Origin of the sequence: Polaromonas sp., assembly GCF_013817205.1 — a bacterium.
GTDB lineage: Bacteria > Pseudomonadota > Gammaproteobacteria > Burkholderiales > Burkholderiaceae_C > Polaromonas.
Genome location: NZ_JACDDD010000009.1, coordinates 1 through 16,924 on the forward strand (window position 1 = coordinate 1; position 16,924 = coordinate 16,924).

Below are 16,924 nucleotides of genomic sequence, written 5' to 3' on the forward strand. Positions count from 1 at the left end.
ATCCACAGGTGGAAACGCCTCGTCGGCAGCGAGCCAGGGAGGGGAGTGGGGAGGCTTATGCATGCAGTGAGTAGGGCGGTGGGCTCTCGCCCTGAGCGCGGGACCACGGCCTGCGTAAATGGTAACGCGTCCAACGAAAAAAGCCCGGACGCAACACGCGACCGGGCTTTGAAATTTGGCTCCTCAACCTGGGCTCGAACCAGGGACCTACGGATTAACAGTCCGGCGCTCTACCAACTGAGCTATTGAGGAATACAGCCAAAGATTATAGCCTGAATTTTCTGCGGGTCTGCTGCTGAGGCGGCCCCCGTGGCGGGCATTCGGGTGCAGATTGCCGGCTCGCGAGGCGCGCGTTGCTTCCCCGATAATCTGGCATCGCCTCCCGCAGGCTGCGGCCCCTCTGGTATTTTTCTTCATGAACAACATCTCTCTTGAATTCGAGTACCCGCGCGTGTTGTCGATTGCCGGGTCCGACAGCGGCGGCGGCGCGGGCATTCAGGCCGACCTGAAGACGATTGCCGCGCTGGGTTGTTACGGCATGACGGCCATCACCGCCCTGACCGCGCAGAACACGCTCGGTGTTCGCGCCATTCACGGGGTGCCACCGGAGATGCTGAGCCATCAGATTGACGCGGTGGTCGAGGACATCGGCGTTCATGCCGTAAAGATAGGCATGCTGCATGCGCCAGAGATCGTGATGGCGGTGGCGGGGGCGATAGACCGCCATGCGCTGCGCAATGTGGTGCTTGATCCGGTCATGGTGGCCACCAGCGGTGCTGTGTTGATTGCCAACCCCGCGATTGAGGTGCTGGTGCGCGAGTTGTTCCCGCGCGCTGCGCTGGTCACGCCGAATCTTGACGAGGCAGCTCTGCTGGTGGGGCGACCTTTGCACAATGCACAGGACATGGAGCTCGCAGCGGCCGAATTGCTGGAGCGGGGCGCGCATGCGGTGTTGCTCAAAGGGGGGCACTTGCCGGGCGATACCGTGATCGACCTGCTGCTGACCTCAGGTGGCGCCAAACACTGGATGCAGGCTCCCCGGATCCCGAGTGCCAACACGCATGGCACCGGTTGCACCTTGTCATCGGCGATTGCCGCCGGTCTGGCGTTGGGAATGCCTCTGCTGGATGCGGTTGAAATGGCGCGGGCCTATGTGCGTGCGGCCATGGTCGCCGGGGCAGCGGTCAAGACCGGCGCCGGCGGCGGCCCGCTCAATCATGGCCATGCGCCTGTGCCGATGCGGCTCAAAGCGCTGGTGTAGAAGCTCTGGGGTCAGTCCGCCCGCGGCAATTCCACGCCCAGCAGTTTGTGCAGCTTTGGGCTGGTGGTGGTGTATTGAAACGGAATCTTCTGACCGGGGAAGATGATTTCGGCCGCAGCATAAGCCGCCAGCGTGCATTCATGAAAGCCGCAGAGGATCAGCTTTTTCTTGCCGGGGTAGGTGTTGATGTCGCCGACTGCAAAGATGCCGGGGATGCTGGTGGAAAATTTTTCGGTATCCACCTGAAGCTGCTTGCGCTCCATCGCCAGGCCCCATTGGCTCAGCGGTCCCAGCCGGGGTGACAAGCCGAGCAGGACCAGCATGCAATCCACCGGCAATGCAGTGGTGTTGCCGTCCACGTCGGTGATGCGCGCCGCTGTCAGTTTGCCATCTTCAGTGGTGATATCAGTGACCTGGCCGACCTGGAAAGAGGCGGCGCCACTTTCGCGCAAGGCTCCGAAATGTGCCAGGACTTCCGCAGAGGCTTGCAGCACATCACGCCGGTGCAGCAAGGTCACACTTTTTGACTGCTGCGGCCCGGGCCCGGCCAGACGGATCGCCGAGTCCACCGCCGCTTCATCGCCACCCACCACCAGAACGTTTTTACCAGCGAACCGTGCGGATTCGTCGGCATGGTGAAAGAGCTGGGATCCTTCAAAGCTGTCCAGCCCGGCGATCTTCAGGCGTTTGGGCTGGAAGGATCCCACGCCCGCGGCGATAAAAATGGTTTTGGCCAGAAAGGACGTGCGCGATGTTTCGACCAGAAAACGTCCGTCGTCTTGCTGCGCCAGCGTGCTGACTTCCTGACAAAGATGAAAGCTTGCGCCGAAAGGCTTGATTTGCTGGAGAAGGCTGGCGACCAGCTCGCGGCCGGTGGTGCGGGGCGTGCCGGGGATGTCGTAAATTGGCTTGTCGGCATACAACTCGGCGCACTGGCCGCCGGGATGCGGCAGCGAATCGACCACATGAGCCTTGATGTCGAGCAAGCCAAGCTGAAACACCTGAAACAAGCCGACCGGCCCGGCACCGATCACGAGCGCGTCGGTCTGAATCACTGGCACACCCCTGCCGGACGCTCACTTCGTGTAGCACCACCTCCCCTTGCAGGGGACGACGCGTGCGGTCTGGCAAAGCCAGTTCCGCGGCGTCCGTTTGCTGAATACATGATCAGCGGATCAGCTCTGTCAATTTGCCGGTTTTGTCTTTCCAATCTTCGGCATCGGGCAGCGCTTCCTTGCGCTTGGTGATGCTTTTCCAGCCTGGGGCATTGCTCAGTTCGACATTGAGCTTGATGAAGGCGATCTGGTCGGCGGGTACGTCTTCCTCGGCATAAATCGCATTCACCGGGCACTCGGGGATGCAGACCGCGCAATCGATACATTCGTCCGGATCGATCACCAGCATGTTCGGGCCTTCGCGGAAGCAGTCGACCGGGCAGACATCCACGCAGTCGGTGTACTTGCAGCGGATGCAGGATTCGGAAACGATGTGAGTCATGTTGTTCTGGCGGGGATCGGTGGAAACCCTAGATTTTAAGAGGATTCCGCAAACAGGGTGAATGCAGGCGGCGGCGGGGCTGATGCCCCGTCAAAGAATCAGTGCGGCACCCGAGGTCTTGTTGGAGGCGGTGTCCACCAGCACCAGCGAGCCGAGCACGCGCGAGCGCGCGTAAGGCAGGGTGGCCAGCGCTTCCTGCAGGCTCAATTCGATATGGCCGATGGCGTTGGGCGGCAGCTCGCTGGCATCTTCCTCGGCAAGCGTGTTGACATCAAGCCTGTGCACGATGCGTTTGACCCTGGCCTTGACCCAGCGATGGCCGTGCAGCGCCCAGTAAACACGCCCGGCGACCAGCGGCTCGTCGTCCATCCAGGCGATGGTGACTGACAGTTCGCGCGTCGGCTCGAAGGTGTCCGTTGCCAGCAGCCAGTCGCCGCGCGACACGTCGACTTCGCGGTCCAGCACGATGCCGGCACTGTGGCCGGCTAGCACGGCGGCCGGCTGGCGCGTGTGGTCCAGCACCTGGGCCACCACGGCGCTTTGCCCGCCCGGCAGTACCGTGACAGTCTGGCCGGGCTGTATGCCGCCGGTGGCTACGCGGCCCCAGAAGACGCGGCGGCCTTGTGAGGTGTCCGAGGAAGAGGAGAATTTTTCGACCCACTGCACCGGGAAGGCAAACGCTTCGCTTGCTTCCGCCGGTGTCGCCGGCAATTGTTCGAGCAACTGCAGCAGCGACAGGCCTTCATAGCCGCACCAGCCGGGACTGGCGTCCACCACGTTGTGTCCCTTCAGCGCCGACACCGGCACGATGGCCTGGACCGAAATCCGCGCTGCCGCCGCGAAGGCCTTGAGCGCACTCTGGATATTGGCGAAGGCCAGCGTGGCATCTTCGACGGCGTCGAGCTTGTTGACCGCAAACACGATGGACGGCACGCGCAGCAGGTTGACCAGCAGCGAGTGGCGGCGGGTCTGCAGCAGCAGTTCCATAGACGGGTTTTTCCAGTCCAGCTTGGTCGCATCAACCAGCACTACGGCGGCGTCGGCGCTCGATGCGGCAGTGACCATGTTGCGGGTGTACTGCTCGTGGCCAGGCGCGTCACCGATGATGAATTTGCGGTTTTCGGTGTTGAAGTAGCGGTAGGCCACGTCGATGGTGATGCCCTGTTCGCGTTCGGCCGACAGCCCGTCGGTCAGCAGGGCTAGATCGGTCTCGCCGCCACGCTGCACGCCGGCCAGATGGTCTTGCAGCACGGCCTTGCTGTCCACCAGCAGGCGGCCGATCAGCGTGCTTTTGCCATCATCGACCGAGCCGCAGGTGATGAACTTCAGCGCGGACTTCAGGTCATTTTGGCCTGTAGCCCCCGCCGGTATTTCGTCATCAGCTATCAAATCAGTAGTGCTCATCAGAAATACCCGTCTTTCTTGCGCTTTTCCATGGAAGCGTCAGATGTCTTGTCGTCCATGCGTGTGGCGCCGCGCTCGCTGACATCGGCGGCCAGGGTTTCGATCACGATCTCGGCGGCGGTGGCAGCCGCGCTGTCCACCGGGCAGGTGCAGGTGATGTCGCCCACGGTGCGGAAACGCACGGTTTTTTCGACCACTTGCTCGCCGTCGCGCGCGGGGGTGAGGTCCGTCACCGGCACCAGCAGGCCTTTGCGTTCGACCACCTTGCGCTGGTGCGCGTAGTACAGCGAAGGCAGGGCGATGTTTTCGCGCTCAATGTACTGCCAGACGTCCAGCTCGGTCCAGTTGGAGATCGGGAACACGCGGAAATGTTCGCCGGGCTGCAGCCGGGTATTGAACAGCGTCCACAGTTCCGGCCGCTGGGCCTTGGGCTGCCACTGGCCGAAGCTGTCGCGGTGCGAGAAGATGCGCTCCTTGGCTCTTGCCTTTTCCTCGTCGCGGCGCGCGCCGCCGATGAGGGCGTCGAAGCGGAACTCGTCAATCGCTTCGAGCAGCGTCACCGACTGATGCACATTGCGCGACTCGCCCGGATACGCCAAGCGCACGGTGCCGCGTTTCATCGAGTCTTCCACATTGCGCACGATCAGCTCGGCGCCCAGTTCCCTGGCGCGCAGGTCGCGGAAGTCGGTGACTTCATGGAAGTTGTGGCCGGTGTCAATCATCAGCAGCGGGTAGGGAATGCGGCCCACGCCGAAGGCCTTTTCAGCGCACTTGAGCATGACCAGCGAGTCCTTGCCGCCCGAAAACAGCAGGGCCGGGCGCTCAAAGGCGGCCGCGACTTCGCGCAGGATGAAAATCGTTTCCTCCTCGAGCGCGTCGAGGTGGGCGTTGGACAGGCGCGCGACGGAGATCACCGGGTCGGCTGTCAGCAGGCTGGGGGGTGTTCTGGCGTTCATAGGTCAGTGTGCGAGGTGCAGGCCGCATTCGCGGTTGTCCTCGCCCTTTGTAGGGTCCACGTAGTCAAAGTTATTGGGCAGGCCATGGGTCTCACAGTACTGGTAAAGGTCTTTGGACGACCAGTGCAGCAGAGGCGCAACCTTGACCAGGCCGTCGGGGTTGACACTGACCGGGTCCATTTGCGCACGCACGGCGGTGTCGGTGGCGCGCAAGGCGGTGAACCAGACCTGGGGCGCCGTCTCGCGCAGGGCGCGGGCAAAGGGCTCCAGCTTGACCTCTTCGGTGAAGGCCGCATGGCGGGGATCGTCCAGCGGCGGGGTCGATCCCTCTACGGCCTCGCGGTGCGCACGCGAGCGGCGCGGCAGGTAAATGTGCAGGTTCAGCTTGAGCAGCTTTGTCACTTCGTCGGCAAACCGGTAGGTGGCCGCTGTGTTGTAGCCGTTGTCCATCCAGATCACCGGAACTTTCGGGTTGGCGCGCGACACCATATGCAGGATGACGGCCTCGAAGGGTCGGAAATTGGTGGTGACGATGCTGGGCTTGCCCAGTCCCACGGCCCAGTCCACCATGCCCTGCGCGTTGTGGCTCAGTTCTGCGTTGATTTTTTCGAGGTCGTAGCTCATGGTGGTCAGGCGGTAGCCGCTTCCTTGTAGTGGGGTTGCGGGTCCACGGCGTCGCCCTGGTATTTGCCCACGCCATAACCGGGGTAAGACGCCAGCACGCGCTGGGCGGTGGGCATGTCCTGGTCGGCGCGCAGCACCGCGACGTCAAAGCCGCTGCGCTCCATCTGTGCCAGCTGGTCGGCAAGCACATCACCAGTGGCGCGTATCTCGCCCTTGAACTCTCGGCGGCGGCGCAGCAAAAACGCCTGGCTGAAGGCGCGGCCGTCGGTGAACTTCGGGAAGTACAGATCGATACGTGTCACGCCGGCCAGAGAGGGCAACAGCGGATCGGCGTCGTTGGGAAGCACCAGGGTGCTGCTGTCTTCGGCGGCGGCGTGATCGGTAAAGGGCAAAAGTTTCATGACGGATCCTCAGGCGGCCACAGCGGCGGCGGCAAAACGTGCGCCATTGGCGGCGGTTTTGAACGGGTCAATGCCGACGCGGCGCAGGGTGGAGACAAAGGTTTCACCGGCCTCGCGCTCCCGGCGGTAGGTGTCGAGCACGGCTTCGATCACTTCAGGCACTTCAGCGGCAGAGAAAGACGGGCCGACCACCTTGCCGGGCACAGGCGCGCCGCTCAGGGTCGAGCCGTCGGAACCGCCCAGCGTCACCTGGTACCACTCCTTGCCGTCCTTGTCGACGCCGAGGATGCCGATGTGGCCGCTGTGGTGGTGGCCGCAGGAGTTGATGCAACCGCTGATGTGCAGGTCGATCTCACCCAGGTCATGCAACTCGTCCATGTCCTGGTAGCGCTCGGTGATGGCTTCGGCAATCGGGATCGAGCGCGCATTGGCCAGTGAGCAGAAATCGCCGCCGGGGCAGGCAATCATGTCGGTCAACAGGCGGATGTTGGGGCGCGCAAAACCGGCCTTGCGCGCGGCGCGCCACAGCTCGGGCAACTCGTCGCAGCGCACCCACGGCAGAAGCAGGTTCTGGTCGTGCGTGACACGCACCTCGCCAGCGCTGAACTGGTCGGCAAGGTCGGCAGCCACATCGAGCTGGTCGGCGGTCGCGTCGCCGGGCGCCTGGCCCAGGCGCTTGAAAGACAGCGTCACCGCGCGCAAGTCGGGGTTGTTGTGCGGCGCCACGTTTTGCTTGAGCCAGCGGCCGAACTCGATGTCGTCCTCGGCAGCCGCGCGCAGGATGCCGGCGATTTTGGCGTCGGCGCTTTTGCGGTCGCACTTGAGCGTGGGGGGCACAAAAGACGCCGTCACGCGGTCCAGCTCGGCCTGGGTGATGGTATGCGGGCCGCCGTCGTGTTCCATGATCTGCTGGTACTCGGCTTCAACGTCGTCGATGTACTTCTGGCCCTCAGCCTTGACCAGGATCTTGATACGCGCCTTGTACATGTTGTCGCGGCGGCCGTAGCGGTTGTACACGCGCACGATGGCCTCAATGAAGTTCATGATCTGGTGCCAGGGCAAAAACTCGCGGATCACGGTGCCAATAATGGGCGTGCGGCCCATGCCCCCGCCCACCAGCACCTTGAAACCCAGCTCGCCTTCGGCATTGCGGATCAGGTGCAGGCCGACGTCATGCCAGGCGGTAGCGGCGCGGTCTTCCTTTGCGCCGCTGATGGCGATCTTGAACTTGCGCGGCAAAAAGGCGAATTCGGGGTGCAGCGTGCTCCACTGGCGCAGGATCTCGCCAAAAGGCCGCGGGTCGGCGATTTCGTCGACCGCGATGCCGGCACGTTCGTCGCTGGTGATGTTGCGTATGCAGTTGCCGCTGGTCTGGATACCGTGCATGTTGACACTGGCCAGCAGGTCCATCACGTCGGCCGACTTGTCCAGCGGGATCCAGTTGTACTGGATGTTCTGGCGCGTCGTGAAGTGGGCGTAGCCGGCGGTCAGCCTGGAGGCCACCGACAGTCCGTTTTTCAGATTGACCGGGCCGAGCTTGTCCTGGGCCGCCTGGGCGTCGGCGAACATCGCGGCGTTGGGCTGGTCGTACTCGCGGGCAATTTTCGCCAGCACACGCACCTGGGCGCTCGACAGCTCGCCATAAGGCACGGCCACACGCAGCATGGGCGCGTAACGCTGCACATACCAGCCGTTTTGCAGGCGCAGCGGGCGGAATTCGTCTTCCGGCAACTGGCCAGCCTGCCAGCGGCCCAGTTGGTCACGGTACTGGTCGGCGCGGGCTTTCACGAACTGGCGGTCAAAGTCTGTGTATTGGTACATAACTGTCAGGAGTAGCTGTCAGGGATCAAAAAAAGATTCAGATGGCGATGAGCTTGACGCCGGCATAGGCCAGCAGCACGGAAAGCAGGGAACGTATCCAGCGGTCAGGGGTGCGTGTCACCAGGCGCGCGCCCAGCCAAATACCGGGCAACGAGCCGGCCAGCAACTTGGCCAGCAGCACCCAGTCCACCGAGCCGATGGACGCGTGGCCCAGGCCGGCCACCAGCGTCAGCGGCACGGCATGGGCAATGTCGGCGGCGACGATGCGCGGCAAGGGCAGGGTGGGGTAAAGCAGCATCAGCACGATCACGCCAATGGCTCCAGCGCCGACCGAGGTGATGGTGACCATGGCGCCTATCACCGCGCCAAACAGGATGGGCAGGGCCCAATGCCGGGCCTGCGTCGCGGCGTGCAGTGCCGACGCTTCGATATGGCGCGGAGCGGCCTTGCCATAAACCGCCTTGTACAGCATGGCGATGGCCGTCAGCAGCAAGGCGACGCCCAGCGTGGTGGTCATCACCGCATGGGCGGCCGGGCTGGCCGGTCCGAGCAGGTGCAAGGCATACAAGGTGGCCAGCGAAGCCGGGATGCTGCCCGCTGCGGTCTGGCCGACAATTTTCCAGTCGACGATGCGCGCGCGCGCGAGGCTGACCGTGCCCCCCATCTTGGTGAAGGCCGCAAACAGCAGGTCGGTGCCAATCGCCAAGTGCGGTTTGACGCCGAAAAAGAAGATCAACAGGGGCGTCATCAGCGAGCCGCCACCGACCCCGGTCAGGCCAACCACCAGACCCACCGCAAAACCAGCGAAGACGAATACGAAATCATGCATAAGCCGGGTACTTTAGGGGGGCGGCTTATGAAAACAAACGACATATTTGTAGTTCACTTATGCGCATAAGCTTATTCACCTGCTTTTATGCGGCCTGCGGGTTGTCGGCAACGCCGCTGGGGAGCGTCTGAAACCCGCATAATCCAGAGCAAACAATGACGGAGCGGCGGGACTGTGAAGCAGATTTTTGTCAAGTACTTCGGCTTTAGCGAGCCCGAGCGCCACGCGCTGGACACGGTGTTCCGCCTGTCCGAATCTGGCGCAATGGCCTATTCGCCGTGGACGCCGACATCACGCGAACCCCCTGTGGTGATGCTGGTGGATGGCGACAGCTGGGAAGCCGTGCTGGAACTGGCCAACCCGGCGAATGATGGCATCCGGCTGGTCTGGGTGGGACACGGCGCCCCGGCCGACGCTTGGCGGGTGTTCGCAGCGCCGGTCAGGTGGTCGGCGGTAATTGAGGCGCTGGACGCGGAATTTGCGCCGGTGCGCACCAAGGCTCTTTCGCTGGACCTCGAACTGGAGCACACTCAAGACATGGACGTGCAACTCGACGCCGAAGAAGACACTGCGCCCATGGCGCTTGAAGGTGCGCCAGCCAGCACCCGGCGGGTATTGGTGGTGGACGCCGGGCGCGATGCGCGCCTGTACCTGCGCGCCAAACTGGCCAGCGCCAGCCTGCATGATGTTGATGAGGCTGCCAGTGGCGCTGATGCGCTGGCCTTGCTGCAAAGCCATACCTACCACCTGGTGATTGTGGATCTGGGCCTGACCGACATGAACAGCTGGCAAGTGGTCAAGGCCGTGGACAGGACCCGGCCGGTGATTCCCCACATGTTTGTCACCGACGCTGAATCGGCCTGGTGGCGCGGGGTGCAAGCCCGGTATTCCGGCGCGCAGGTCTATCTGCCCAAGCCGCTGGATCCTGAAAAACTCAAAACTCTGCTACAAACTTTGTAGCTGCTCACGCCCGCTCGACAAGGGTCAGAGCCTTGAATGCTTGTTAAGCAGGGGCCCGGCGCAAGAAGCGGCTGGCCGACAGCGCCTGCGCCAGGCGTTGCTCCACCGGCAGCGGCTCGCCATGCAGGCGTGCTGCCAGCAGTTCACCGCACAGGATCGCAAAACTGAGCCCGCGTGAGCCCATGGCCGTGCTGAGCCAGAGGCCGGGTTGCTGCGCCTCATCAACCGCGCCCACCAGCGGCAGCCGGTCGGGCGAGGCGCAGCGCGCACCGGCCCAGGCGCGCACCGACCCGCTTTTAAAATCGGGCGCCAGCGTCAGCGCCGTGGCCGGCAGCAGGGTTTGCAGGCGCTGCAGATTGGCAGCCTGATCGCCGGATCGCGTTTCGGTGCTTTCCTCATCGCGCTGGAAGCTGGCACCCGCAAGCCAGGCCATGCCGCCATCGGTGGGCACGGCCGGGATGAAACTGCCGCTGCCATTGACCACAAAAGGTGGAAAAGCCGCTGCGCCCGCCGTATCGGCGTGTAGGGCCCAGGACATCTGGCCGCGAATCGCCTGCAGCGGCAAGTCGCCCCCGACCAGCAGGCGGCTGGCATGGCCTGCGGCCAGCACCACCATGGCGGCCTGCGCCAGCCCCTTGCCCTGCGCATCAAGCACCTGCCAGTGTCCGGTTTCCGGATTCCGCTGCAATCGGCTGGCCGCGATGCCACCGCGCCAGCGAAGGCCAGACTGCGCCAGCAGGGCCTGCACCAGCCGGGCCGGCTTGATCCAGCCGCCACGCGTGTGCCAGCAAGCCGGGCCGTCGGTCGCGACCAGTCCCGCCAGGGCCAGTTTCGATGGGTCGGCGATGTCACTCCAGTCGCGCCCGGCCTCCGGCCAGTCAGCCGCCAGACCCGCACTACCATCCAGCCGCCGCTCCAGCACACCGCAGGCCTGCCAGTCCTCGCCGGCTTGCAGCAGGGCTTCGGCCTGCTGCAAGGTGGCGCGCACGCCGCAGCGCGTCAGGCGCGACAGCAGGCTGTCGTCGGGCGAGACATGCGGCACCAGCACCCCGGCCGGCAGCCCCGAAGCGCCGCCGGCGGGCGCTGCGTGGCTGTCCAGCACCTCGACCTGCCAGCCACGCCGAGCCAGGCTGGCCGCCGCCGCCGCGCCAGCCAGACCGCCGCCTATCACCACGCAACTCGTCGGGTTCACGGTGGTGAAGGTTTGGGCCTTGCGCGGCTCCCAGCGCGGGCCGAACACGCCCTGCAGGTTGTCGCGCTTGGGCGGCAGGCCGGGTGTTTTGTGCACCACAAAACCGCATTGGGTGAGGTTGTCGAGTACCGCCCGCGCAATTGTCCAGCTCGCGATCCGGGTGCCGCGGCGGCAGCAGCGCGCCACCGCCTTGAGGGTGTGCAGGGCCCACATGTCCGGGTTTTTTGCGGGGCTGAAGCCGTCGAGATAAACCGCATCGGCTTGGAAGTGTTGTTCGCGCAGCATCGCTTTGGTGTCACCGATGCACAGGCTCAGCAGGACCCGGCCTTCTTCAAACACCAGCCGATGCACGCCCGGCAACAGCCCCCAGAACTGCGCCTGCAGTTGCTGCGCCAGGGGTATCAGTTCCGGATGCGCGGCGGCGGCACGCAGGATGTCATCGGCGCTGGCTGGAAAGGCCTCGGTCGAAACCAAATGCAGCAGGCGCGGCCGCGCGGGATCGGCCTTCCAGGCCTGCCAGGTCACCAGAAAGTTCAGGCCCAGGCCGAAACCGGTTTCCAGAATGCGCCACTGCGGCTGGTGCGCCCAGGCTCCGGGCAACCCGCAACCCCGCAGAAACACCTCACGCGATTGCGCCAGCCCGCCAAGTTCGCTGCGGTAACGGTCGCCAAAGCGCGGGCTATAAGGTGTGCCGTCGGCCAGCCACTCAATCCGCTCGGCCATGCGCCGAATCAGGCAGTGGGTGGAATGTAGCCTTGGACTTTATCGGCGCCGGTGCCGAAAAAGTGGTTTTCCATTTGCCGGGCCAGGTACTGGCGGGCGCGGGCATCGGCCAGGTTCAGGCGGTTTTCATTGACCAGCATGGTCTGCTGCTTCATCCACTCGGCCCAGGCTTCCTTGCTGACTTCTTCCCACAGGCGCTTGCCCAGCGGGCCGGGGTAGGGCGGGAAATCCAGGCCTTCTGCTTCGCGGCCCAGTTTGATGCAGTTGACGGTGCGTGCCATGGGGATGTCTTTCGTGAGAGGTCGTTATGGGTGTGCTTGAGAGCCGGCGCTTTATTTTCACTCGCACCGTGCCGGGTCGGGGCTTGCGGAATCCAGTTGGCTGCTCAAGCCATCCCAATTGAACTGAAATCCGAAAGCAGACCCGTGACCCCGCGCGGCCATTTTATGAATGTTTCCACCCTTCTCGCAGTAGCCGTTGGGCTGGCAGGGTCAGGCGTGCGCCGCGCTCGCGCAATCCTTCGCGACTAACTGCCCTCGACCCAGCTCAGCGCGGTCTGCGACCCGCTGACCCGAATTTTTTTTGCAGCACCAGAGCCAGCAGCGCCAGGCCTGCGGAGGACACGCCGTAAACCAGGGCACGCTGCCTCAGCGTGCTTGTCGCAGGGCGCAGCGCACTTGCCACAGGGCGATGAGCCGGGGCGGGCAGTGCGTCCTGGGGGACGGCAGGAATTTCTTTGCCCCCCGCGTCGCTGCGGTGCGGAGCCGCGACCGCAGGCGCAAGCACGCTGCCCCCGTCGGCATCGGATCCCGCAACCGGCGTCTCCTTGTGGCCGACCTGGCCCTTGAGCGAGCCGTGTTCATGCGCAAACACCCAGGTGAATTCTGCGCCCAGCAAGAAAATCTGCGCCGAGTAGTAGACCCACAGCAGCAGCACCACCAGCGAGCCGGCCGCCGCAAACGAGGAGGTCACGCTGCTTTTTCCGATGTACAGGCCGATCAGCGTTTTGCCGATCTCGAACAGCACGGCGGTGACGGCGGCGCCGACCCAGACATCGCGCCAGCTCACGCTCGCCTGCGGCATCAGCTTGAAAATCATGGCAAACAGCAGGCTGGAGACCCCGAGCGAAATCGCTGTGTTCACCACCTGCAGCAATACCTCCCACCCCGGGAACAAGCCGTTGGCCCAGCCGCCGAAAGCTGCCACGCCAGCGCTGAAAACCAGCGATACCGACAGCAAAAAGCCAAGTCCCAGGATAAAGCCCAGCGACAGCAGGCGCGCGCGCAGGGTGGCCCAGATGCCGGACGCCTTTTGTGAGGGTGGCACGTCCCAGACCCGGTCCAGCGCGCTTTGCAGTTCGGCAAATACTGTGGTGGCACCCACCACCAGCACAGCCACGCTGATCAGGGTGGCGAAGACGCCTTTGGCTGGTTTGTTGGCACTTTCGATCAGGGCTTGCACGCCAATAGCGCCGTCCTTGCCGATCAGGCCGGTGAGTTGGGCCACTATTTCACCCTGTACGGCGTCGCGCCCCCAGAGCATGCCGGCGACGGCGATCACAATGATCAGCAGCGGCGCGATCGAAAACACGGTGTAGTAGGAAATCGCCGCCCCCATGCTGGGCGCGTAGTCGTCGATCCAGGCGGTGACAGATTGCCTGGCAAGGCGGTAGAAAAGCTGGAAATGCACGGTGGGGTCCTGGCAAAACACCGGCGACGGCCGGCAACGGTACAAAGTGTTTCAGATGGAGGCCGCGGGCGCCGTCGGTCCGGGCTGTAAGCTCGTGTAGGCGGGCTGCCATGGCTACATCCACCCGGTCCGACTGCCTCACCTCACGTAACCGGCACGGTATGAAAAATATCCCCGGGCCCACGACTGGCAAGCGTCGTGCGCTACAAAAATAATAGTGAACCGGCCGGGTACCGGGGCAAACCCGCAGCATGACTGCTGGTAAAATGGCCGTTCTGGCGCTTGTTTTCGGGCCCGGGACCCCCAGCTCTGAAGCATGACCACCACCCCCACCTCTTCTCCCAGCGCCAGCCTGACCGTGACCCACGTTCTCGCAGAGTTGCTTGAGCGTCTGGAGCACAGCCAGGAGCCGGTCGGGCCGGAGCAATACCTGTCGGTCGTGAACCACTTGGCCGAGGCCTTCGGCAGCGCGCCGCAGGGCACGGAACTGGGGGCATTGCTCGATACCCACCCGGCTGCGGCCGAGTTGTACGAAAATATGCACTACCAGTACGCGGGCTTGTGCCGTTCTCCGCTGGAAACATCCCTCAGCGCCGAGCAGCAAGCCAGGCAAGTCATCGGGCGCGCCATGCGCTCATCCAACAAAGGAACCCCCTATGGCCAGAGCTGATGCCAAAACCACTGTCCTCGCCGACGGGCTGCGCTACAAATCCAAGGTGTCGGGTTCGCCCTTTGTCGCGTCCGCCTCTTTCGGCGCGGCCACCATGTCCTGCTTCATGTGCGGCAAACACCGCCCACGCTCGCAAATGGGCACCCGCAAAGTGCTGGGCAAGTCGCACGCGGTCTGCGCGCCTTCCTGCAAGGCGTTGGACGAAGCCAACAACAGCTGACACCTTGCTGAAAAGCCCACCGGGCACGCGCGATGGCTGATCCCCTGCACATTGTCTGCCCGCATTGCCACACCACCAACCGGGTGCGGCAGGACGACCTGGCCAAGGCGCCCGACTGCGGCAGTTGCCACAAGATGCTGTTCACCCAGCGTCCGGTGGCGCTGGATGAGGCGGCGTTTGACCGCCACGTCGGGCGCAACCAGATTCCGGTGCTGGTCGATTTCTGGGCGCCCTGGTGCGGCCCCTGCCTGCAGATGGCGCCGGCCTACGAACAGGCCGCCGCCGAGCTTGAGCCTGCTTTCCGCCTCGCCAAGGTCGATACCGAAGCTTCACCCACCCTGGGCGCGCGCTTCAACATTCGCAGCATCCCGACCCTCGCCCTGTTTGTGGGCGGCCGCGAGGTCGCGCGCCAACCCGGCGCCATGGGCCTGGCCGACATCGTGCGCTGGGCGAAGTTCCACGCACTCTGAGCTTGTTTCAGGCCTTTGCACGGGCTCTTGCTTCTGCACCAACGCACTGACAACCTGTTCCGGCTTGAGATCGTGCGAAAAACCTTCTATGTGCTATATATTTCATAGCTACTCACACCCACCAGACAAGGGCTAAGGCCTGATTTGATGCCTCAAACTGGCACATGTCCGGTTGCGGCCAGCGCGGGCGGGTGAGGGCGCTTACGCTTGCGCTCGTGCCACTTGATGCGATGTTAGCCATGCCAACTTTTACCGAAACGCCATCTCAAGGCCTTGCGGATACGCTGCAGACCCACGGCCACGCCGTGTTGCCGCAACTGCTCAGTGAGGCCGAATGTGCCGCCGTCACTGCCCTCTATCCGCAGACGGACAGCTTCCGCAGCCGCGTCGTGATGGCGCGTCACGGTTTTGGTCGGGGTGAATACCAGTATTTCAGCTACCCCTTGCCGGATCTGGTGCAAAGTCTGCGGGGTCGGCTTTATCCGCAGCTGGTAGAAGTGGCGAACCGATGGAACGAAGCCATGGGCATCGCCGTGCGTTACCCGGCAAGCCATTCGGAATTTTTGGCGCGCTGCCATGCGGCCGCACAAACGCGGCCAACGCCTTTGCTGCTGCAATATGCCGCAGGCGATTACAACTGCCTGCATCAGGACCTCTACGGTGACCATGTGTTTCCGCTGCAGGTGGCCATCCTGCTGTCGCGGCCCGGCGGGGACTTCACGGGCGGCGAGTTTGTGTTGACCGAGCAGCGCCCGCGCATGCAGTCGCGCGCCACCGTGGTGCCGCTGCAGCAGGGTGATGCGGTGGTGTTTGCCGTGCACCATCGGCCGGTGCAGGGCAGCCGGGGCTTTTACCGGGTCAACATGCGGCACGGCGTGAGCGAGGTCCGCTCAGGCCGGCGCCACACGCTGGGGATTATTTTTCATGACGCGCAGTAAACACGCGGGGCAGGGAAAATGACCGCGTGACTGCCGATCTGTTTGATGACCTGGAGGCGCCCTCGCCGGCGCAGGAGCTACTGGCGCCCGGCGCCGTGCTGCTGCGCGGGTTTGCGCGGGACGTGGATGCCGCGCTGTTGCAAGCTTTGGACGATGTGCTGGCCGCCGCGCCGCTGCGCCATCTGGTCACGCCCGGCGGGCACACCATGTCGGTGGGCATGAGCAATTGCGGCCCGCTGGGCTGGGTGTCTGACCGGCGCGGCTACCGCTACGACGCGCGGGACCCGCTGACCGGCCAGCCCTGGCCCGCGATGCCCGGGCTGCTGCGCGCCTTCGCCGTGCGTGCAGCCCGGGCAGCGGGCTACCCGGACTTCATGCCCGACGCCTGCCTGATCAACCAGTACCTGCCGGGCAGCAAACTGTCGCTGCACCAGGACAGGGACGAGCAGGATTTTTCAGCGCCCATCGTGTCGGTTTCGCTGGGCCTGCCTGCGGTGTTTTTGTTCGGCAGCGAGCGCCGCGCCGACCGGCCACAGCGTTACCGCCTGCAGCACGGCGACGTGGTGGTATGGGGCGGCGCAGCGCGGCTGGCTTTTCATGGCGTGGCGCCGCTGGCCGACGGTGAACACGCGTTGCTGGGGCGACGTCGCATCAACCTGACATTCCGGCGTGCCGGTCTGGATCTGTAGATCAAATCGGCCTCTAGCCCCCGTCTAACGGGCGCTAACAGCTATCAAAACAAGAGCAAAAATGCTCAGCGACACATGCTGAAGCCGCCGGTCTCCAGGTGGAAGTGGTCCTTGTGCGCCGCGTTGTAGTCCGGCCCCAGCACGCCCTTGAAATAGCGGCAGGCGCCGCTGTGCGCCGCCTTCAGGAACAGTGCTTCGGGTCCGGCCCCGGTCGCGTCGTCGTCCTGCCACTGCCGCAGCACCGAGATGGATTTGCCGTTGGCCAGCGTGAAACCGGCGATGTCCAGCGCATCGGCGGTGGCATGGCGGCTGCGGTTGCCCGAGGGCGCATTGGGCGCGGCACCTTCACCTGTATTGACGTTGCGGCAAGCGTAGCTGCCAAGGTGGGTGATGGCGGTGACGCGCTGGCCCGCGTGCAACTCTGCCGCCGGTTGCAAGGCATGCCTTTCCCACATCGCAAACGACAAGGCCATGGGGCAACTCAGCGACACCGGCGCACCCAGCTTCACGCCGGATTCCCGCAGCAGTACCGCGTTCTCGAAGCCGCAGCCCGGCCCGGTGACGCGGTCTGGCAGCGGGC

The 16,924-nt window shown here is 64.2% G+C and carries 19 protein-coding genes and 1 tRNA gene; 7 read left to right on the forward strand and 13 right to left on the reverse strand.

Annotated features, from left to right (window positions below):
• Nucleotides 1-176 precede the first annotated feature (176 nt).
• A tRNA-Asn gene (locus H0W47_RS03560) sits at nucleotides 177-252 on the reverse strand.
• 163 nt (nucleotides 253-415) lie between these two features.
• On the opposite strand from H0W47_RS03560, the gene thiD reads away from it, so the two are divergent.
• Nucleotides 416-1,261 carry a bifunctional hydroxymethylpyrimidine kinase/phosphomethylpyrimidine kinase gene (gene thiD / locus H0W47_RS03565; RefSeq protein WP_296920833.1) on the forward strand — a complete coding sequence of 282 codons (846 nt, stop codon included), beginning with the start codon at nucleotides 416-418 and terminating at the stop codon, nucleotides 1,259-1,261.
• Between the two features lie 11 nt (nucleotides 1,262-1,272).
• Here thiD and H0W47_RS03570 read toward each other — a convergent pair whose 3' ends face one another.
• The 8 genes from H0W47_RS03570 to H0W47_RS03605 form a co-directional block, all read right to left on the reverse strand.
• On the reverse strand, nucleotides 1,273-2,322 hold the full coding sequence (locus H0W47_RS03570) for an NAD(P)/FAD-dependent oxidoreductase (protein ID WP_296920836.1): 1,050 nt from the start codon (nucleotides 2,320-2,322) through the stop codon (nucleotides 1,273-1,275).
• A gap of 106 nt (nucleotides 2,323-2,428) precedes the next feature.
• Nucleotides 2,429-2,758: a ferredoxin FdxA gene (gene fdxA, locus H0W47_RS03575; protein WP_296920839.1), complete on the reverse strand. Its 330-nt coding sequence runs from the start codon at nucleotides 2,756-2,758 to the stop codon at nucleotides 2,429-2,431.
• Nucleotides 2,759-2,848: 90 nt separating this feature from the next.
• A complete protein-coding gene (locus tag H0W47_RS03580) occupies nucleotides 2,849-4,162 on the reverse strand; it encodes a GTP-binding protein (protein WP_296920842.1) in 1,314 nt (437 codons plus the stop codon).
• Nucleotides 4,162-5,118 carry a sulfate adenylyltransferase subunit CysD gene (gene cysD / locus H0W47_RS03585; RefSeq protein WP_296920844.1) on the reverse strand — a complete coding sequence of 319 codons (957 nt, stop codon included), beginning with the start codon at nucleotides 5,116-5,118 and terminating at the stop codon, nucleotides 4,162-4,164. Before cysD ends, H0W47_RS03580 begins: the two co-directional genes overlap by 1 nt.
• A gap of 3 nt (nucleotides 5,119-5,121) precedes the next feature.
• A complete protein-coding gene (locus H0W47_RS03590) occupies nucleotides 5,122-5,742 on the reverse strand; it encodes a phosphoadenosine phosphosulfate reductase family protein (RefSeq protein ID WP_296920847.1) in 621 nt (206 codons plus the stop codon).
• Nucleotides 5,743-5,747: 5 nt separating this feature from the next.
• Entirely contained in the window at nucleotides 5,748-6,143 is a 396-nt protein-coding gene (locus H0W47_RS03595) for a DUF934 domain-containing protein (protein WP_296920850.1), read from the reverse strand.
• A gap of 9 nt (nucleotides 6,144-6,152) precedes the next feature.
• Nucleotides 6,153-7,964, reverse strand: a complete 1,812-nt coding sequence (locus H0W47_RS03600) for a nitrite/sulfite reductase (RefSeq protein ID WP_296920852.1) — start codon at nucleotides 7,962-7,964, stop codon at nucleotides 6,153-6,155.
• A 37-nt stretch (nucleotides 7,965-8,001) separates the two neighbouring features.
• Nucleotides 8,002-8,793, reverse strand: coding sequence for a sulfite exporter TauE/SafE family protein (locus H0W47_RS03605; protein WP_296920855.1), 792 nt, complete (start codon nucleotides 8,791-8,793; stop codon nucleotides 8,002-8,004).
• Nucleotides 8,794-8,967: 174 nt separating this feature from the next.
• Between H0W47_RS03605 and H0W47_RS03610 the strand changes: the two genes are divergently transcribed.
• On the forward strand, nucleotides 8,968-9,753 hold the full coding sequence (locus H0W47_RS03610) for a response regulator (protein ID WP_296920858.1): 786 nt from the start codon (nucleotides 8,968-8,970) through the stop codon (nucleotides 9,751-9,753).
• 43 nt (nucleotides 9,754-9,796) lie between these two features.
• On the opposite strand, the gene mnmC is transcribed toward H0W47_RS03610, so the two are convergent.
• From mnmC to H0W47_RS03625, 3 genes are all read right to left on the reverse strand, one after another.
• Entirely contained in the window at nucleotides 9,797-11,668 is a 1,872-nt protein-coding gene (gene mnmC / locus H0W47_RS03615; RefSeq protein ID WP_296920862.1) for an FAD-dependent 5-carboxymethylaminomethyl-2-thiouridine(34) oxidoreductase MnmC, read from the reverse strand.
• Between the two features lie 8 nt (nucleotides 11,669-11,676).
• Entirely contained in the window at nucleotides 11,677-11,949 is a 273-nt protein-coding gene (locus H0W47_RS03620) for an oxidative damage protection protein (RefSeq protein ID WP_188708427.1), read from the reverse strand.
• Nucleotides 11,950-12,214: 265 nt separating this feature from the next.
• Nucleotides 12,215-13,357: a YihY/virulence factor BrkB family protein gene (locus H0W47_RS03625; protein WP_296920867.1), complete on the reverse strand. Its 1,143-nt coding sequence runs from the start codon at nucleotides 13,355-13,357 to the stop codon at nucleotides 12,215-12,217.
• Between the two features lie 316 nt (nucleotides 13,358-13,673).
• On the opposite strand from H0W47_RS03625, the gene H0W47_RS03630 reads away from it, so the two are divergent.
• From H0W47_RS03630 to alkB, 5 genes are all read left to right on the forward strand, one after another.
• A complete protein-coding gene (locus tag H0W47_RS03630; protein WP_296920870.1) occupies nucleotides 13,674-14,027 on the forward strand; it encodes a hypothetical protein in 354 nt (117 codons plus the stop codon).
• On the forward strand, nucleotides 14,014-14,247 hold the full coding sequence (locus H0W47_RS03635; RefSeq protein ID WP_096665230.1) for a hypothetical protein: 234 nt from the start codon (nucleotides 14,014-14,016) through the stop codon (nucleotides 14,245-14,247). Before H0W47_RS03630 ends, H0W47_RS03635 begins: the two co-directional genes overlap by 14 nt.
• A 32-nt stretch (nucleotides 14,248-14,279) precedes the next feature.
• The gene (trxC, locus tag H0W47_RS03640) at nucleotides 14,280-14,717 is read left to right on the forward strand and encodes a thioredoxin TrxC (protein WP_296920876.1); all 438 of its coding nucleotides are present in this window, start codon (nucleotides 14,280-14,282) and stop codon (nucleotides 14,715-14,717) included.
• Between the two features lie 239 nt (nucleotides 14,718-14,956).
• Nucleotides 14,957-15,655, forward strand: coding sequence for a 2OG-Fe(II) oxygenase (locus tag H0W47_RS03645; RefSeq protein WP_296920879.1), 699 nt, complete (start codon nucleotides 14,957-14,959; stop codon nucleotides 15,653-15,655).
• Nucleotides 15,656-15,681: 26 nt separating this feature from the next.
• Nucleotides 15,682-16,344, forward strand: a complete 663-nt coding sequence (gene alkB / locus H0W47_RS03650; protein ID WP_296920881.1) for a DNA oxidative demethylase AlkB — start codon at nucleotides 15,682-15,684, stop codon at nucleotides 16,342-16,344.
• A 65-nt stretch (nucleotides 16,345-16,409) separates the two neighbouring features.
• Here alkB and H0W47_RS03655 read toward each other — a convergent pair whose 3' ends face one another.
• Nucleotides 16,410-16,919 carry an extensin family protein gene (locus tag H0W47_RS03655; protein ID WP_296921014.1) on the reverse strand — a complete coding sequence of 170 codons (510 nt, stop codon included), beginning with the start codon at nucleotides 16,917-16,919 and terminating at the stop codon, nucleotides 16,410-16,412.
• Between the last annotated feature and the right edge of the window lie 5 nt (nucleotides 16,920-16,924).

What these genes read in the sequence shown, in the direction of transcription:
- thiD (WP_296920833.1), top strand. Translation starts at nt 416, where the DNA reads ATGAACAACATCTCTCTTGAATTCGAGTACCCGCGCGTGTTGTCGATT.
- fdxA (WP_296920839.1), bottom strand. Translation starts at nt 2,758, where the DNA reads ATGACTCACATCGTTTCCGAATCCTGCATCCGCTGCAAGTACACCGAC.
- H0W47_RS03580 (WP_296920842.1), bottom strand. Translation starts at nt 4,162, where the DNA reads ATGAGCACTACTGATTTGATAGCTGATGACGAAATACCGGCGGGGGCT.
- cysD (WP_296920844.1), bottom strand. Translation starts at nt 5,118, where the DNA reads ATGAACGCCAGAACACCCCCCAGCCTGCTGACAGCCGACCCGGTGATC.
- H0W47_RS03590 (WP_296920847.1), bottom strand. Translation starts at nt 5,742, where the DNA reads ATGAGCTACGACCTCGAAAAAATCAACGCAGAACTGAGCCACAACGCG.
- H0W47_RS03595 (WP_296920850.1), bottom strand. Translation starts at nt 6,143, where the DNA reads ATGAAACTTTTGCCCTTTACCGATCACGCCGCCGCCGAAGACAGCAGC.
- H0W47_RS03600 (WP_296920852.1), bottom strand. Translation starts at nt 7,964, where the DNA reads ATGTACCAATACACAGACTTTGACCGCCAGTTCGTGAAAGCCCGCGCC.
- H0W47_RS03605 (WP_296920855.1), bottom strand. Translation starts at nt 8,793, where the DNA reads ATGCATGATTTCGTATTCGTCTTCGCTGGTTTTGCGGTGGGTCTGGTG.
- mnmC (WP_296920862.1), bottom strand. Translation starts at nt 11,668, where the DNA reads ATGGCCGAGCGGATTGAGTGGCTGGCCGACGGCACACCTTATAGCCCG.
- H0W47_RS03620 (WP_188708427.1), bottom strand. Translation starts at nt 11,949, where the DNA reads ATGGCACGCACCGTCAACTGCATCAAACTGGGCCGCGAAGCAGAAGGC.
- H0W47_RS03630 (WP_296920870.1), top strand. Translation starts at nt 13,674, where the DNA reads ATGACCACCACCCCCACCTCTTCTCCCAGCGCCAGCCTGACCGTGACC.
- H0W47_RS03635 (WP_096665230.1), top strand. Translation starts at nt 14,014, where the DNA reads ATGGCCAGAGCTGATGCCAAAACCACTGTCCTCGCCGACGGGCTGCGC.
- trxC (WP_296920876.1), top strand. Translation starts at nt 14,280, where the DNA reads ATGGCTGATCCCCTGCACATTGTCTGCCCGCATTGCCACACCACCAAC.
- H0W47_RS03645 (WP_296920879.1), top strand. Translation starts at nt 14,957, where the DNA reads ATGCCAACTTTTACCGAAACGCCATCTCAAGGCCTTGCGGATACGCTG.